Source organism: Isoptericola nanjingensis, assembly GCF_050311635.1.
Taxonomy (GTDB): Bacteria; Actinomycetota; Actinomycetes; order Actinomycetales; family Cellulomonadaceae; genus Isoptericola; species Isoptericola nanjingensis.
The window spans coordinates 26,461-40,597 of the sequence record NZ_JBNOZL010000006.1 but is presented as its reverse complement, the minus strand read 5'-3'; the positions used below and the strand labels follow the sequence as shown (position 1 = coordinate 40,597).

The following is a 14,137-nucleotide window of genomic DNA, read 5'->3' as shown; positions in this document are numbered from 1 at the left end:
GGGTGCCGGGGTCACGGGATGGGATGGTGCAGGGTCACGAGCTTGCGGCCGTCGGGGAAGGTGGCCTCGACCTGCACGTCGACGAGCATCTCGGGCACGCCGTCCATCACCTGCTCGCGGCCCAGCACCTCGCGGCCGTCCTGCATGAGGGTCGGCACGTCGGCGCCGTCGCGGGCCCGCTCGATCACCCAGCACGACAGCAGGGCGACCGACTCGGGGTGGTTGAGCCGCACACCGCGCGCGAGGCGGTCGCGCGCGACCATGCCCGCCACGGCGAGCAGCAGCTTCTCGGTGTCGGCGGGGGTCAGGTGCACGCGTCCTCCTCGGTGCGCACGGGCGTGCGGCTCACAGCGCCATCGCCTCGCGGGCGCCGGCGAGGGCGTCGGCGCCGCCGCCCGTGCCCCGGTGGGTCACCCGCCCGGTGGCGAGCACGGCGTACCCGGCGGCGTGCTCGACGGCGTAGCCGAGGTGCTGCTCCACCAGCAGCGCGGACAGCCCGCCCGCCGCCGTCAGCGACGTGATCGCCGCGTAGATCTCGCTCACGACGTTCGGCTGGATGCCCTCGGCGGGCTCGTCGAGCACCAGCAGCTGCGGGCCGGTGACGAGTGCCCGGGCGATGGCGAGCTGCTGGCGCTGGCCGCCCGACAGGAGCCCTGCCTGGCGGCCGAGCAGCTCGCGCAGCGCGGGGAACAGGTCGAGCGCGTCGTCGGTGCGGCGACGGCCGGCGGCGCCGTGGGCGTCGGCGACCACCTGCAGGTTCTCCCGAGCGGTGAGCTGGCCGAAGGACTGCTGGCCCTGCGGCACGTACGCGATCCCGGCGCGCACGCGCCGGTGGGTCGGCCAGCGCGTGACGTCGTCTCCGGCCAGGCGCACGGACCCGGCCCGGGCGGGCAGCAGCCCGAGCACGGCCTTGAGGAGCGTCGTCTTGCCCGCCCCGTTGTGGCCGAGGACGGCGGTCAGCGTGCCGTCCGCGACGTCGAGGTCCACGTCGTGCACGACGGCCGTGCGGCCGTACCCCGTGCTCAGGCCGATCAGCTCGAGCATCATGCGGGTCCCTCCGTCGTGGTGGCTCGTTCGCCCGCCGGGGCGCCGAGATAGACCTCGACGACCGCCGGGTCCTGCTGCACCTCGGCGACCGTCCCCTCGGCGAGGACGGCGCCCTGGTGCATGACCGTCACCGAGTCGGCGTAGGAGCGCAGGAACTCCATGTCGTGCTCCACCACCACGACGACGCGCTGGGAGCCCACCCGGCGCAGCAGCTCGCCGGTCTCCTCGCGCTCCGCCTGGGTCATGCCCGCGACGGGCTCGTCGAGCAGCAGCAGGTGCGCGTCCTGCACCAGCAGCATCCCGATCTCGAGCCACTGCTTCTGGCCGTGCGCCAGGACGCCCGCGGGCACGTCGCGCAGCGCGGCGAGGCCGACGGTCTCCATCGCCTGCTCGACCGCCTCCGGGACGCCCCGTCGCCGACGGAGCATCGTCGTCGGCCGGCGGCGCGCGCCGGCGGCGATGTCGAGGTTCTGCAGCACGGTGAGCTGCTCGAACACGCTCGCCGTCTGGAACGTGCGGCCGACGCCCGCCCGGGCGACACGGTGCGTGGCCCGCCCCAGCAGCTCCGTCCCGCCGAACCGGGCCGAGCCGCCGGCCGCCCGCACGAGGCCGGTGACGGCGTCGATGAGCGTCGTCTTGCCCGCGCCGTTGGGGCCGATGAGGAACCGGAGGTCCCCCTGGGCGACGGTGAGGTCGACGTCGCGGACGGCGACGAAGCCGCCGAACTCCACCCGCAGGCCGCGCACCTCGAGGTAGTCGTGGCGGAACCGGGCGGTGTCGTCCCCCAGCAGCGCCTCCGCGGCGGCGAGGTCGATCTCGGTCTGCTCGCTCATGCGCGGCTCCCTTCGGGCAGGAGGTCGGGGGACGGGGCGTCGCCCGGCGCGGCGGGGGCCTCCGGCTCCGCCTCACGGCCGGCGCGACGCCGGCGACGCAGCATCGGCACGACCGACGCCAGGCCGCCGGGCAGGAAGGCGACGACCAGCACGAACAGCGCCCCCTGGAGGTAGATCCAGCCGGAGGGGAACTGCTCGGACAGCGAGGTCTGCGCCCAGCTCACGGCGACGGAGCCGAGGACGGGGCCGAGCAGGGTCGCCCGGCCGCCGATGGCCACGCCGACGAGGAAGCCGATGGACGGCACGACGCCGACGTCGGCGGGGGAGATGATCCCGACGATGGGCACGAACAGCGCCCCGCCGACGGCGGCCATCACGGCCGCGACCACGTAGACGACGGTCTTCACGGCCGCCGGGTCGTAGCCGAGGAACCGGACGCGGTCCTCCTGGTCGCGGACGGCGACGAGGACCTCGCCGAAGCGCGACACCATGAGCTGGCGGGCGCCCACGACCATCACGAGCAGCACCCCGGCGGCGATCAGGTAGAGCATCCGCTGGTTGACCGGGTCGGCGAGGTCGTAGCCGAAGAACGACCGGAACCCGTTGAGCCCGTTGGTACCGCCCGTCGTCTGCTGCTGGCCGATCAACAGGATGGCGAACGCGGCGGCGAGGGCCTGCGACAGGATCGCGAAGTACGCGCCCCGCACCCGCCGCGTGAAGACGGCCCAGCCGAGGGCGGCGGCGAGCGCGGCGGGCACGAGCACGACCAGGGCGAGGGCGACGGCCGGCGAGCGCAGGGGCTCCCACCAGCCGGGCACCTCGCCGGTGCCGTAGAGCAGCATGAAGTCGGGCACGCCGCCCGGGCCGGCGTCGGCGAGCTTGAGGTGCATCGCCATGACGTAGGCGCCCAGGCCGAAGTACACGCCCTGGCCGAGGGTGAGCAGGCCGCCGCGGCCCCAGGCGAGGCCGATGCCGACGGCGACCATGGCCAGGCACAGGAACTTGCCGAGCAGGCCGAGCCGGAACGGGCTGAGCAGCACCGGCGCGACGGCGAGGAGCAGGACGGCCGCGAGGCCGAACCCGGCCGTGGCGCGCGCCCGGCCCGGGCGGACGAGGGCGGACAGTCGTGCGGTGCGGGTGCTCGTGCTGCCGGTCATGCGAGGCTCCTCGTCCGGACCGAGACCAGGCCCTGGGGTCGTACCTGCAGGAAGGCGACGATGACGACGAACACGAGGACCTTCGCGACGGACGCCGTGGTGGAGTACTCGAAGAACGCCTGCAGCAGGCCGAGCGCCGTCGCCGCGATCACGGTGCCCTTGATCTGCCCGATGCCGCCCGCGACGACGACGAGGAACGCGTCGACGATGTAGCCCGTGCCGAGCGTCGGGCCGACCGAGCCGAGCAGGGTCAGCGCGACGCCGGCGATCCCGGCGAGGCCGGAGCCGACGAAGAACGTCAGCCGGTCGGTGGCCCGCGACGAGATGCCGGACGCCTCCGCCAGGTCGCGGTGCTGCACCACGGCCCGGATGCGGCGTCCCAGCGGGGTGGCCTTCATGACGACGGCCAGCGCGACCAGGCACACGACGGCCAGCGCGAGGATGAACAGCCGGGTCCTGGGCAGCGCGAGCCCGCCGACCGTGACCGCGCCCGACAGCCAGCCGGGCGCGGCCACGTCCACGTTGGGGGCGCCGAACACGTCGCGCGCCACCTGCTGCAGCAGCAGCGCGACGCCCCAGGTGACGAGCAGCGTGTCGAGCGGCCGCCGGTACATGCGGTGGATGAGCGTGGCCTCGAGCAGCAGCCCGAGCGCCCCGCCGACGAGGAACCCGAGCGGCAGCGACACGAGCAGGCTCGCGCCGGGGTCGCCGAGCAGCCCCTGGATCACGAACGCCGTGTAGGCGCCCGCCATCATGAACTCGCCGTGGGCCATGTTGATCACGCCCATCTGACCGAAGGTCAGGGCGAGGCCCAGGGCCGCGAGCAGCAGCACCGAGCCGAGGCTCAGGCCCGCGAAGAGCTGGGAGAGGAGGGTGTCCATGTCGTGTCCAGGGGCCCCGGTCAGGAGAGCCCGTCGGCCCAGTCGTAGCCCTCGAGGAACGGGTCGGGCTCGATGGGCTCCTCGGAGCTCCACTCGGTGTGGATGAGGCCGTCCTCGCCGATGCGCCCGACGAGCGCCGTCTTGGCGACGTGGTGGTTCTCGCCGTCCACGACGACGGTGCCCTCGGGCGCGTCGAAGGTGACGCCGTCCGCGGCCGCCTGCACGTCCGCGACGTCGAAGGAGTCCGCCTTCTCGACCATCGCCTTCCACAGGTACAGCGACGTGTAGGCGGCCTCCATCGGGTCGGACGTCACACGGTCGTCGCCGTACTCGGCCTGGAACGCCTTCACGAACGCGTGGTTCTCGGGGCTGTCGACCGTCTGGTAGTAGTTCCAGGCGGTGAGCTGGCCCTCGATGTTGTCCACGCCGATGCCGCCCACCTCCTCCTCCGCGATCGAGACGGAGACGACGGGCATGTCGTCGGCGGACAGGCCGGCGTTGTTGTACTCCTTGAAGAACGCGACGTTGGAGTCGCCGTTGAGGGTGTTGAACACCGCGTCCGCCCCGGCGGCCTTCACCTTGTTGACGATGGTGGAGAAGTCCGTGTGGCCGAGCGGCGCGTACTCCTCGCCGACGATCTCGATGCCGTGCGCCTCGGCGTACGCGTTGATGATCTTGTTCGCGGTGCGCGGGAACACGTAGTCGGAGCCCACGAGGAACAGCGACGTGGTGCCCTGCTCGGCGAGGTAGTCGAGGGCGGGCACGATCTGCTGGTTGGTCGTGGCGCCGGTGTAGAAGATGTTCTCCGAGGCCTCGAGGCCCTCGTACTGCACCGGGTAGAACAGCAGCGAGTCGTTCGCCTCGAAGACCGGCAGCATCGCCTTGCGCGACGCCGACGTCCAGCCCCCGAACACGGCCGCCACGCAGTCGCCGGTGATGAGCTTGGTGGCCTTTTCCGCGAAGACGGTGGGCTCGGACTGGCCGTCCTCGGAGACGATCTCGAGCTGCTTGCCGAGCACGCCGCCGTCGGCGTTGATCTCGGCCGCGGCCAGCTGGAGCGAGTCGTGCACGGTCTGCTCGGAGATCGCCATCGTGCCCGACAGCGAGTTGAGGAAGCCGACCTTGACCGTGTCGCCCGAGGTGTCGACGCAGCCCTCCGCCGCGGAGGCCGAGGCGTCGCCGCTCGCGGCGTCCACCCGGGCCCCGCAGGCCGAGAGGGCGGCGACGGCGAGGACGGCGAGGGAGGCGACGACAGGTCGGGTGGTGCCGGTGCGCGTGGTGCCCGTGCTGCTTCGAGGACGCATGGTGCTCCTTCGTGGCCGTGGCCCGGGGGCCGGTTAGGTTCAGATGAACCCAAGTACGTCCACGTGTCCCCGCCGTGAGTTCGGTGTCACCATCGTGTTACGGCTGGTGGGGACGGGTGCCGGAGAGGTGGCCGGAGCGTTCGCCCCCGCGCCGGTGCGATCATGGGGCCATGGCATCCGCGCACGGGGTCGGTGACCCCCTCGTCCTCGGTATCGAGACCTCCTGCGACGAGACGGGCGTCGCGCTCGTCCGCGGCGACGAGCTCCTGGTCGACGCCGTCGCCAGCTCGATGGAGGAGCACGCGCGCTACGGCGGGATCATCCCGGAGGTCGCGAGCCGCGCCCACCTGGAGCAGATGGTCCCCACGATCACGCGCGCGCTCGGTGAGGCCGACGTCGACCTGTCCGAGGTGGACGCGATCGCCGTCACCGCCGGCCCGGGCCTGGTCGGCCCGCTCACGATCGGCGCGTCCGCGGCGAAGGCGCTCGCGATCGGCCTGAACAAGCCGCTGTACGGCGTCAACCACGTCATCGGGCACGCCGCGGTGAACCAGCTCGTCGACGGTCCGTTCGAGGGCCGCACGATGGCGCTCGTGGTCTCGGGCGGGCACAGCTCGCTGATGCTCGTGGACGACGTCGCGACGGGCGTCACCGAGCTCGGCTCCACGCTCGACGACGCGGCGGGGGAGGCCTTCGACAAGGTCGGCCGCCTGCTCGGCCTGCCCTACCCCGGTGGCCCGCACGTGGACCGGCTGGCACGCGAGGGCGACCCGGAGGCCATCCGCTTCCCGCGCGGCCTCACCGCCGCGAAGGACCAGGCGAAGCACGCCTACGACTTCTCCTTCTCCGGCCTCAAGACGGCGGTCGCCCGCTGGATCGAGGCCTGCGTCGACGCCGGGCGCGAGGTCCCGGCGGCCGACGTCGCCGCGTCGTTCGCCGCCGCGGTCGCCGACGTGCTCACCGCCAAGACGATCGCCGCGTGCCGCCGGCACGACGTCGAGACGCTCGTCGTGGGCGGCGGGTTCTCCGCGAACAGCCAGCTGCGGGAGATGGCCGCGAAGCGCTGCGCGGAGGCGGGCATCGACCTGCGCATCCCGCCGATCCGCTACTGCACCGACAACGGCGCGATGATCGCCGCGCTGGGTTCCGCCGTCGTGCGCTCCGGGGCGGCGCCGTCGAGCTTCGACTTCCCGGTCGACTCGTCGATGCCGATGACCACCATCACCGTCTGAAAAGACCTCGTGACCACCGGGCCGCGTCGGTAGCGTCCCGACCGTGGACACCGACCGCCCCACCATCTACCAGCACCCGCTCGCGTACCTCGTCGGGCTGGAGGGCGTGGCGCTGCTGCGCGCGTTCGCCGGCGAGCACGACCGCTCGTTCGTCGAGGCGCGGCTGGCCGACGTGCGCGCGCTGCTCGACGCCGCCGACCGCTTCGGCCCGGGCCACGAGGTCCCGCCGATCACGACCCGCGACGGATACCGGCACTGGGCGCCCCGCTACGACGGTCCCAACGGGTTCTGGGGGATGGAGGAGCCGCTCGTCCGGCCGCTGATGGAGCACCTGCCCCGCGGCGTCGCGGTCGACGCGGCGTGCGGTACGGGCCGGCACACCGAGTGGCTCGTCGAGCAGGGGCACGACGTGCTCGGCGTCGACTCGTCGCCCGACATGCTCGAGATCGCCCGCGCCAAGGTCCCGGGGGCGCGGTTCGCCGAGGGCGACCTCCACGAGCTGCCGGTGGACGACGCGTCCGCCGACCTCGTCCTCGTCACCCTCGCGCTGTGCCACGTGCGGGATCTGGGGCCCGTGTTCGCCGAGCTGGCGCGCGTGCTTCGCCCGGGCGGCCGCCTCGTCGTCTCGGACACGCGCGGGTACTTCACCGGGTCGCCGCTCTATCCGCTCGTCGAGGGCGCGGACGGCGAATTCGGGTACATCCCGAACTGGTTCCACGCCACGAGCGAGTACCTGCAGGCGGCCCTGCCCGTGGGCCTGGCGCCGCGGTTCTGCCGCGAGTACGTCGGCGGCGGCGCGGACCATGCCGACGGGGGAGCCGACGGGGGAGCCGGCGGCGGCCGCGAGTACACCGCGGCCACGGACGCCGGGACGGGGGCCTTCGACCCCGCCGCCGACGTGGAGCTCGAGGACCCGGCCAGGCCGCCGACCCTCTGGGAGCTGATGCCGTGGGTGCCGGCGGCGGCGGGCGCGGCGTACGCAGGCACGCCCTCGCTCGTCGTGTGGGACTTCGAGAAGGAACGGGGGGCCGGGCGATGAGCCTTCTCGCTGCCGAGCGCGCGCTCCAGGCCGCCCAGCGCGCCGGCGACGTCGACGCGCTGGGGGCGCTGCTGCATCCTCGGTGCGTCGGCGCCGGCCCGGACGGCTCGGTGTTCTCCCGGGAGGACGACCTGGAGAGCTACCGGTCGGGGCTGCTGCGGATCACCCGCCTGGAGGAGGAGTCGCTCGACGTCCGGGAGGACGCCGCGAGCGGGACGAGCCGGCTCGTCGCCGCCGTCGACGCGGTCCAGGGCGGCACCGCGGTGTCGGCGCGGCTGGTCTACACGCGCCTCTGGGTGCGGGCCGACGAGGGCTGGCAGGTCCTGGCCGCCACGCTCGCGCCGGCCGCCGAGGCGGCGCCCTAGCCTGCCGCCGGCAGCGGCCGCCCGGCGTGCAGCTCGGCGACGAGCGACGCGACCACGGCCTCGAGCGCCGCGGGGCCGCCGCCGTGCACGCGGGCCACCTCCCGCTGCCGCTGGTACGACGCACCACGGCGCACGATCTCGCGCACGCCGTCGAGCTCGGCGGCGCAGCCCAGCCGCTCGGCGACGGGCTCGAGCGTCGCGAGCAGGCGGGGCAGCGCGTCGGTGACGAGCTCCTCCTCGCCGGCGTCGTCGAGGATGATGATCGCCTCGGTGCCGTAGCGGGCAGCGCGCCACTTGTTCTCGTGCACGAACCACGCCGGCATCGTGGGCAGGGGGCGGCCCTCGTCGAGCAGGGTCGACAGGTGCTCCACCAGGCAGTGCACGAGTGCGCCGAGGGCGGCGAGCTCGAACGTGTTCGACGTGCCGTCGCAGATCCGCATCTCGACCGTGCCGAAGTGCGGCGCGGGGCGCACGTCCCACCGCACCTCCGTGAAGTCGTCGATGACGCCGGTGTGCAGCATGTCCGCGACGTACCGCTCCAGCTCGGACCAGGCCCCGAACTGGTAGGGCAGCCCCGCGGTGGGCAGCTGCTGGAAGATCATGGTCCGCATCGAGGCGTAGCCGGTGTCGTCGCCGCCGAAGAACGGCGACGAGGCGGACAGCACCTGCAGGTACGGCAGGTACACCAGCAGCGAGTTGACGATCGGCAGCACCTTGGCGCGGTCCTCGATGCCCACGTGCGCGTGCACGCCGTAGACGATCTGCTGGCGGCCCACGACCTGCGCCCGGTCGACGACGGTGGCGTACCGCTTCTTGTCGGTGACCTTCTGCTGCGACCAGTGCGCGAACGGGTGCGTGCCCGCGCCCATGAGGTCCACGCGCATGGGGCCGGTGGCGTCGTGGATGGCGGCGATGCCGCGCTCGAGGTCGGCGATCGCCTCGGGCACGGTGCGCCGCACGCCGCTGATCACCTCGACCGTGTTCCGCAGGAACTCGGGCTTCACGTAGCGGTGCCGCACGTCGTCGGCCACCGCCTCGATGACGGCGGGCGCCACCTGCCGCAGGTTGCCCGAGTCGGCGTCGACCAGCGCGAGCTCCCACTCGAGCCCGACGCTCGACCGCTCGGAGGCGGCGAATTCCAGCACCATGCGGGCCATGCTTCCACGGCGGGACGGCAGGCCGCGCGCCGGTCCGGCCGGGTCGCGGCGGGACGCCTCCTGGCGCGCGCCCGGCGCGGGATCAGCGCAGCGGATCGACGACGAGCACGTGCTGCGCGCCGCCGACCCGCGTGAGCACGAGGGTCGCCTCGGCGTCGCCCTTCGGCGAGAGCTGGGCGCGCAGCTGTTCGGGCGTGACGGCGGTGCCGCGCTTCTTGATGGTGAGCCGCCCGACGCCGCGCTCGCGCAGGTAGGCCTTGAGCCGCTTGAGGTTGAACGGCATGACGTCGAGCACGCGGTAGCCGGTGGCCAGCGGTGCCGCTCCCTCGGCCGGGGGCCCGGCGGGCTGGTCGGTCGTGACATAGGCGATGGTGCGGTCCAGCAGGCGCCCGCCCAGCTCGGCCGCGGCGTGCGCCACGAGCCCGGCGCGGATGACCGCGCCGTCCGGCTCGTACAGGTAGGCGCCGACGGGACCGACGTCGGGCACGAGGTCGGCGCCGCCCGCGTCGTCGTGCAGGTCCGTGCGCAGGGTGCGCGACGTCGTCACCCCGCCCGACGTCGCGAGCACGAGCGCGGACCGGCCGGGCCCCGCGGGGGCGAGCGGCCCGAACCAGAGCCCCGCCTCGACGACGTCGCCGTCCACGGAGACCCACTGCGTCTCCGCGTCGTCGGGGAGACCCTGGTGCGGGATGCCCGGCCCGACCTTGATGCCGAGCGCGGGGACCTGGGTGCGCAGGTCCCACACGGCGTCGAGCGGGGGAGCGTACGCGGTCGGGTCGAAGACGCGCCGCCCGCCGCGGGTGCGTCGCGCCGGGTCCGCGTAGACGCCGTCGACCCCCTCGGCGGCGAGGTCGAGCGCGAGCCCGTCGGCGTGCCGCACCTCGGCCTCGGGGAAGTGGCGCAGGTTGACGGTGGCCAGGGCTGCCGTGATCTCGTCGACGTCGGTCGCCAGGACGCGCAGCCCGACCCCCGCGAACGCGAGCGCGTCCGCGCCGATCCCGCTCGTGAGGTCCGCGACCTTGGTGACGCCGGCGGCGAGGTACCGGCGGGCGTGCAGCGCGGCGACCACGAGGCGGGTGGCCTGCTCCACGCCGTCGGGCGTGAAGAGCATCCCCTCGGCGAAGTCGCCGAGCTTGGCGCGTGCCTTGGCCCGCAGCCGCGACTGGGTGAGGGCGGCCGCCGCGAGGTCGGCGTCGACCCCGTCGGCCCGAAGCCGGGTGGCCAGGGCCATGGCCTGCTTCTCGTCGTACGGGGGGAGCGAGTTGAGCAGCGCCCACCCGTCCGGGCTCAGCAGCTTGCTCACGGAGGCGGCGTCCATCGGGCCATCGTCTCAGGCGTGCGGGTGACGCCCTGGGCGAACGACCCGCCGACCTCTGGCACTCGACTTGTCAGAGTGCTAACGCCTGCCTAGATTTGTCGTCAGCGACCGCAAGGCTGTACCGGCACCCGCGACGACGGCCAGCCCTCGGACGCGACCTGGTCAATCAGCTAGTCCATCCACGCATCGCGAATCAAGGAGGTCCGACGTGTCGGTCCCCATCAAGCCGCTCGAGGACCGGATCGTCGTCAAGGCCATCGAGGCCGAGACCACGACCGCTTCCGGCCTGGTCATCCCGGACACCGCCAAGGAGAAGCCCCAGGAGGGCGAGGTCCTGGCCGTGGGCGAGGGTCGCTTCGACGACAAGGGCAACCGCGTCCCGGTCGACGTCAAGGTCGGTGACAAGGTCATCTACAGCAAGTACGGCGGCACCGAGGTCAAGTACGCCGGTGAGGACTACCTCGTCCTCTCCGCCCGCGACATCCTCGCGGTCGTCGTCGCCTGACGACACCAGCACGCAGAAGGCCTCGCACCGTCGTCGGTGCGGGGCCTTCGTGCTGTCAGCCGGTCTTGCGGGCGCCGCCGGCGAGGATCGCGGAGCGCTCGTCCTCGCTGAGGCCGCCCCAGACCCCGTAGGGCTCCCGGACCCGGAGCGACTGCTCCCGGCACTGCATCATCACGGGGCACGCGCGGCAGATCGCCTTGGCCGCCTCGGCCCGACGCCGGCGCGTGGAGCCGCGCTCGCCCTCGGGGTGGAAGAACAACGTGTCGTCCGCGTCACGGCAGGAGCCCTGGTACTGCCACTCCCACAGCTCCATCACCGGACCGGGAAGCCTCGAGATCTCCGTCATGGCGAACAACCTACAAGTTGTGCAGAAGTTGTTCAAGGTCCGATTTCGTGACCGGATTCGATGATTCAGTGTTCAACTTCATGGCCGGGGCTGAAGGGGTTCGCCGGGCTTCTGAACGGCTTTGACCTGCGACGTCGACCATTACGGCGGCGCGCCCGGGGGAGCAGTGGCGACCCTCCGGTCCTCTCGGCAGAATCGACGCCATGACCTCATCCCGACCCGCTCCTCACGGGGGCGGGTCTCGCGCGTCGAGCGCGGGCCTCGCCGTCGCGGCGGTCGCCAGGCGCCTCGGAGTCGCTCCGGCGACCCTGCGCACGTGGGACCGTCGCTACGGACTCGGCCCGTCCGCCCGCACCGCGGGATCGCACCGTCGCTACACGCCCGAGGACGTGGCGCGCCTGCTCGTCATGCGCCGGCTCACGCTCGAGGGCGTCGCGCCGGTCGACGCCGCGAAGGCCGCGCTCGAGGCGGGCGTCGAGGAGCTCGAGGAGGCGACCGAGGAGGCCGCGGGCGGCGAACCGGACGCCGGCGACGACGCGGAGCCCGACCCGGCGCGACCCGCGCCCGCCGCCGACGGCGAGGCGCCGCGCGGGCGAGCCCACCTCCGTGCCCTGCCCGGGGGCGGGGAAGGTGCCTCGTCGGCTCCCGGACACGTGCCCGGTGGGAGCGCTTCCGGCCGGGTGTCGGCCGTGGTGGACGCCGCCCTCGCGTACGACCAGGCCGGGTGCGACGACCTGCTCGCCATCCCGGCCCAGGGCGACCCCGCCGTCTGGTGGACCGAGATCGCCGAACCGGCCTGGCAGCGTGTGGCCCAGCGGACGGTGCTCGCCGGCCCGGGCGCCGTCCCCGAGGTGGTGCTCGCGACCGCGGCCCTGCGCGCGCTGCGCGAGTTCACGGAGGCGTTCGAGCGGGCCATGGTCGCCGGCGGGGCCCCGCCGGCCAACCACCCGAGCCGCATGCGCAAGATCGTGCTCATCTTCGCCGCCCCCGACGAGGTGGTGCCGCTGTCCGCGCACGCCCTCGCCGCCGCGTTGACCGCCAAGGGCGCGACCGCGCGGATCGTCACCGGCCCCGCCAGCACCCACCGCTCGCTCGAGCTGGTGACCATGGTGCGGCCGGCGGCGCTCGTCCTCGCGACGGCGCAGCGGCGTCCGGACCTGGACCTCATCCACGCGGTGCACGAAGGCTTCGCCGAGCTGCCGGTCATCGTCAGCCTGCGGCGGGACGACGCCGCGAGCGAGCTCCCGCTGGCGCCGACCGTGCAGCGGGTGCGGTCGTTCACCGCGATGCTGCACGAGGCGCTCGCCGTGGTGACGTGACCCGTGACGTGATCCCGTGACGTGAGGTCCGCCACGACCGGGCGTTGGAGGGCGGGCGGGCCGGAATAAGGCGTCCGCCCAGAACGTAGACTCCTGTCATGACGGACTCGACCTCGCCCGCGCACGACCCGTTCGGATTCCTCGGCCTCACGTACGACGACGTCCTGCTGCTGCCGGGGTACTCCGACCTCGCCCCGTCGGACATCGACACCACCTCGCGCCTCACCCGCGAGATCTCCCTGCGCGTGCCGCTCGTCTCGGCCGCGATGGACACCGTCACCGAGTCGCGCATGGCGATCGCGATGGCCCGCCAGGGCGGCATCGGCGTGCTGCACCGCAACCTGTCGATCGAGGACCAGGCGTACCAGGTGGACCTGGTCAAGCGGACGCAGACCGGCATCATCTCCAACCCGGTGACGATCGGGCCGGACGCCACCCTCGAGGAGCTCGACAAGCGGGCGGGGGAGTACCGCATCTCCGGCTTCCCCGTGGTCGACGCGGGCGGCCACCTCACCGGCATCGTCACCAACCGCGACCTGCGCTTCACCCCGGTCGCCGAGTGGGCCACGACCAAGGTCTCCGAGGTCATGACGCCCGCCCCGCTCATCACCGGGCAGGCCGGCATCTCGCGCGAGGACGCCACGCTGCTGCTGCGCAAGCACAAGCTGGAGCGCCTGCCGCTGGTCGACGACGAGGGCCGCCTCGCGGGCCTCATCACCGTCAAGGACTTCGTGAAGTCCGAGCAGTTCCCGAACGCGTCGAAGGACGGCCAGGGCCGCCTGCTCGTCGGCGCGGCGATCGGCTACTTCGGCGACGCCTGGGAGCGCGCGACGACGCTGGTCGACGCCGGCGTGGACGTGCTCGTCGCGGACACCGCGCACGGCAACGTCCGGATGCTCGTCGACATGGTCCGCAAGCTCAAGACGGACCCCGCGACCCGCCACGTGCAGGTGATCGGCGGGAACGTCGCGACGAAGGAGGGCGCGCAGTCCTTCGTCGACGCGGGCGCCGACGGCATCAAGGTGGGCGTGGGCCCGGGCTCGATCTGCACCACCCGCATCGTCACCGGCGTCGGGGTCCCGCAGATCACGGCCGTGTACGAGGCGTCGCTGGCCGCGCGCGCGGCCGGGATCCCCGTCATCGCCGACGGCGGCATGCGCCACTCGGGCGAGATCGGCAAGGCGATCGTGGCCGGCGCGGAGGCGGTCATGCTCGGCTCGATGCTGGCCGGCACCGAGGAGGCGCCGGGCGAGACGATCCTCGTCAACGGCAAGCAGTACAAGGCGTACCGCGGCATGGGGTCGATGGGTGCGATGTCGTCGCGCGGCAAGAAGTCCTACTCGAAGGACCGCTACTTCCAGGCAGAGGTCACCAGCGACGACATGATCGTGCCGGAGGGCATCGAGGGGCAGGTGCCGTACAAGGGCACGCTGAACACGGTCGCGCACCAGCTCGTCGGCGGGCTGCACCAGTCGATGTTCTACGTCGGGGCCACCACCATCCCCGAGCTGCAGGCCAAGGGCCGGTTCGTGCGCATCACGTCCGCCTCCCTCAAGGAGAGCCACCCGCACGACGTGCAGATGACGGTCGAGGCGCCGAACTACGCCGGGTTCTGAGCCGACCCGCACGACGGC

The 14,137-nt window shown here is 73.3% G+C and carries 15 protein-coding genes; 6 read left to right on the top strand and 9 right to left on the bottom strand.

The features are described 5' to 3' along the window. Positions 1 to 11 precede the first annotated feature (11 nt). Genes ACQP6G_RS12695 through urtA form a run of 6 tightly spaced genes read right to left on the bottom strand, consistent with a single transcriptional unit; the run spans position 12 to position 5,222 of the window. Positions 12 to 314, bottom strand: coding sequence for an urease subunit gamma (locus ACQP6G_RS12695; RefSeq protein ID WP_429727897.1), 303 nt, complete (start codon positions 312 to 314; stop codon positions 12 to 14). Positions 315 to 345: 31 nt separating this feature from the next. After that, the gene (locus ACQP6G_RS12690; protein ID WP_429764694.1) at positions 346 to 1,047 is read right to left on the bottom strand and encodes an ATP-binding cassette domain-containing protein; all 702 of its coding nucleotides are present in this window, start codon (positions 1,045 to 1,047) and stop codon (positions 346 to 348) included. After that, on the bottom strand, positions 1,044 to 1,880 hold the full coding sequence (urtD, locus tag ACQP6G_RS12685) for an urea ABC transporter ATP-binding protein UrtD (RefSeq protein ID WP_429764692.1): 837 nt from the start codon (positions 1,878 to 1,880) through the stop codon (positions 1,044 to 1,046). Before urtD ends, ACQP6G_RS12690 begins: the two co-directional genes overlap by 4 nt. Further along, positions 1,877 to 3,037, bottom strand: coding sequence for an urea ABC transporter permease subunit UrtC (gene urtC / locus ACQP6G_RS12680; protein WP_429764691.1), 1,161 nt, complete (start codon positions 3,035 to 3,037; stop codon positions 1,877 to 1,879). The genes urtD and urtC overlap by 4 nt, the downstream gene beginning before the upstream one ends. Continuing rightward, positions 3,034 to 3,918, bottom strand: a complete 885-nt coding sequence (gene urtB, locus ACQP6G_RS12675) for an urea ABC transporter permease subunit UrtB (protein WP_429764690.1) — start codon at positions 3,916 to 3,918, stop codon at positions 3,034 to 3,036. The genes urtC and urtB overlap by 4 nt, the downstream gene beginning before the upstream one ends. 20 nt (positions 3,919 to 3,938) lie before the next feature. Continuing rightward, entirely contained in the window at positions 3,939 to 5,222 is a 1,284-nt protein-coding gene (urtA, locus tag ACQP6G_RS12670; RefSeq protein WP_429764688.1) for an urea ABC transporter substrate-binding protein, read from the bottom strand. A gap of 170 nt (positions 5,223 to 5,392) precedes the next feature. Between urtA and tsaD the strand changes: the two genes are divergently transcribed. From tsaD to ACQP6G_RS12655, 3 genes are read left to right on the top strand one after another with little or no spacing between them, the layout of a single operon-like run. After that, positions 5,393 to 6,454 carry a tRNA (adenosine(37)-N6)-threonylcarbamoyltransferase complex transferase subunit TsaD gene (gene tsaD, locus ACQP6G_RS12665; RefSeq protein WP_429764687.1) on the top strand — a complete coding sequence of 354 codons (1,062 nt, stop codon included), beginning with the start codon at positions 5,393 to 5,395 and terminating at the stop codon, positions 6,452 to 6,454. 43 nt (positions 6,455 to 6,497) lie between these two features. Then, complete coding sequence (locus ACQP6G_RS12660; protein WP_429764686.1) at positions 6,498 to 7,493, top strand: class I SAM-dependent methyltransferase; 996 nt, start codon at positions 6,498 to 6,500, stop codon at positions 7,491 to 7,493. Then, positions 7,490 to 7,858 carry a nuclear transport factor 2 family protein gene (locus ACQP6G_RS12655; protein ID WP_429764685.1) on the top strand — a complete coding sequence of 123 codons (369 nt, stop codon included), beginning with the start codon at positions 7,490 to 7,492 and terminating at the stop codon, positions 7,856 to 7,858. Before ACQP6G_RS12660 ends, ACQP6G_RS12655 begins: the two co-directional genes overlap by 4 nt. On the opposite strand, the gene ACQP6G_RS12650 is transcribed toward ACQP6G_RS12655, so the two are convergent. Both ACQP6G_RS12650 and ACQP6G_RS12645 read right to left on the bottom strand, forming a co-directional pair. Next, positions 7,855 to 9,006 (bottom strand): glutamate--cysteine ligase, encoded by a 1,152-nt coding sequence (locus ACQP6G_RS12650; RefSeq protein ID WP_429764683.1) that lies wholly within the window; start codon positions 9,004 to 9,006, stop codon positions 7,855 to 7,857. The two genes, ACQP6G_RS12655 and ACQP6G_RS12650, sit on opposite strands and share 4 nt — an antisense overlap. A 91-nt stretch (positions 9,007 to 9,097) precedes the next feature. Next, positions 9,098 to 10,333 (bottom strand): class I SAM-dependent methyltransferase, encoded by a 1,236-nt coding sequence (locus ACQP6G_RS12645; protein WP_429764682.1) that lies wholly within the window; start codon positions 10,331 to 10,333, stop codon positions 9,098 to 9,100. 208 nt (positions 10,334 to 10,541) lie between these two features. On the opposite strand from ACQP6G_RS12645, the gene groES reads away from it, so the two are divergent. Further along, positions 10,542 to 10,838 (top strand): co-chaperone GroES, encoded by a 297-nt coding sequence (gene groES / locus ACQP6G_RS12640; RefSeq protein ID WP_079572552.1) that lies wholly within the window; start codon positions 10,542 to 10,544, stop codon positions 10,836 to 10,838. Positions 10,839 to 10,893: 55 nt separating this feature from the next. Here groES and ACQP6G_RS12635 read toward each other — a convergent pair whose 3' ends face one another. Beyond that, complete coding sequence (locus tag ACQP6G_RS12635) at positions 10,894 to 11,184, bottom strand: WhiB family transcriptional regulator (protein WP_429764681.1); 291 nt, start codon at positions 11,182 to 11,184, stop codon at positions 10,894 to 10,896. Between the two features lie 203 nt (positions 11,185 to 11,387). Here ACQP6G_RS12635 and ACQP6G_RS12630 point away from each other — a divergent pair, with 203 nt between their 5' ends. Next, positions 11,388 to 12,503: a MerR family transcriptional regulator gene (locus tag ACQP6G_RS12630; protein WP_429764679.1), complete on the top strand. Its 1,116-nt coding sequence runs from the start codon at positions 11,388 to 11,390 to the stop codon at positions 12,501 to 12,503. A 98-nt stretch (positions 12,504 to 12,601) separates the two neighbouring features. Next, a complete protein-coding gene (gene guaB, locus ACQP6G_RS12625; protein WP_429764677.1) occupies positions 12,602 to 14,119 on the top strand; it encodes an IMP dehydrogenase in 1,518 nt (505 codons plus the stop codon). Positions 14,120 to 14,137 lie beyond the last annotated feature (18 nt).

Coding starts and splice junctions, on each gene's coding strand:
- urtD (WP_429764692.1), bottom strand. CDS start 1,880: ATGAGCGAGCAGACCGAGATCGACCTCGCCGCCGCGGAGGCGCTGCTG.
- ACQP6G_RS12635 (WP_429764681.1), bottom strand. CDS start 11,184: ATGACGGAGATCTCGAGGCTTCCCGGTCCGGTGATGGAGCTGTGGGAG.
- guaB (WP_429764677.1), top strand. CDS start 12,602: ATGACGGACTCGACCTCGCCCGCGCACGACCCGTTCGGATTCCTCGGC.
- urtA (WP_429764688.1), bottom strand. CDS start 5,222: ATGCGTCCTCGAAGCAGCACGGGCACCACGCGCACCGGCACCACCCGA.
- ACQP6G_RS12655 (WP_429764685.1), top strand. CDS start 7,490: ATGAGCCTTCTCGCTGCCGAGCGCGCGCTCCAGGCCGCCCAGCGCGCC.
- ACQP6G_RS12645 (WP_429764682.1), bottom strand. CDS start 10,333: ATGGACGCCGCCTCCGTGAGCAAGCTGCTGAGCCCGGACGGGTGGGCG.
- ACQP6G_RS12650 (WP_429764683.1), bottom strand. CDS start 9,006: ATGGTGCTGGAATTCGCCGCCTCCGAGCGGTCGAGCGTCGGGCTCGAG.
- tsaD (WP_429764687.1), top strand. CDS start 5,393: ATGGCATCCGCGCACGGGGTCGGTGACCCCCTCGTCCTCGGTATCGAG.
- ACQP6G_RS12630 (WP_429764679.1), top strand. CDS start 11,388: ATGACCTCATCCCGACCCGCTCCTCACGGGGGCGGGTCTCGCGCGTCG.
- urtB (WP_429764690.1), bottom strand. CDS start 3,918: ATGGACACCCTCCTCTCCCAGCTCTTCGCGGGCCTGAGCCTCGGCTCG.
- urtC (WP_429764691.1), bottom strand. CDS start 3,037: ATGACCGGCAGCACGAGCACCCGCACCGCACGACTGTCCGCCCTCGTC.
- ACQP6G_RS12690 (WP_429764694.1), bottom strand. CDS start 1,047: ATGATGCTCGAGCTGATCGGCCTGAGCACGGGGTACGGCCGCACGGCC.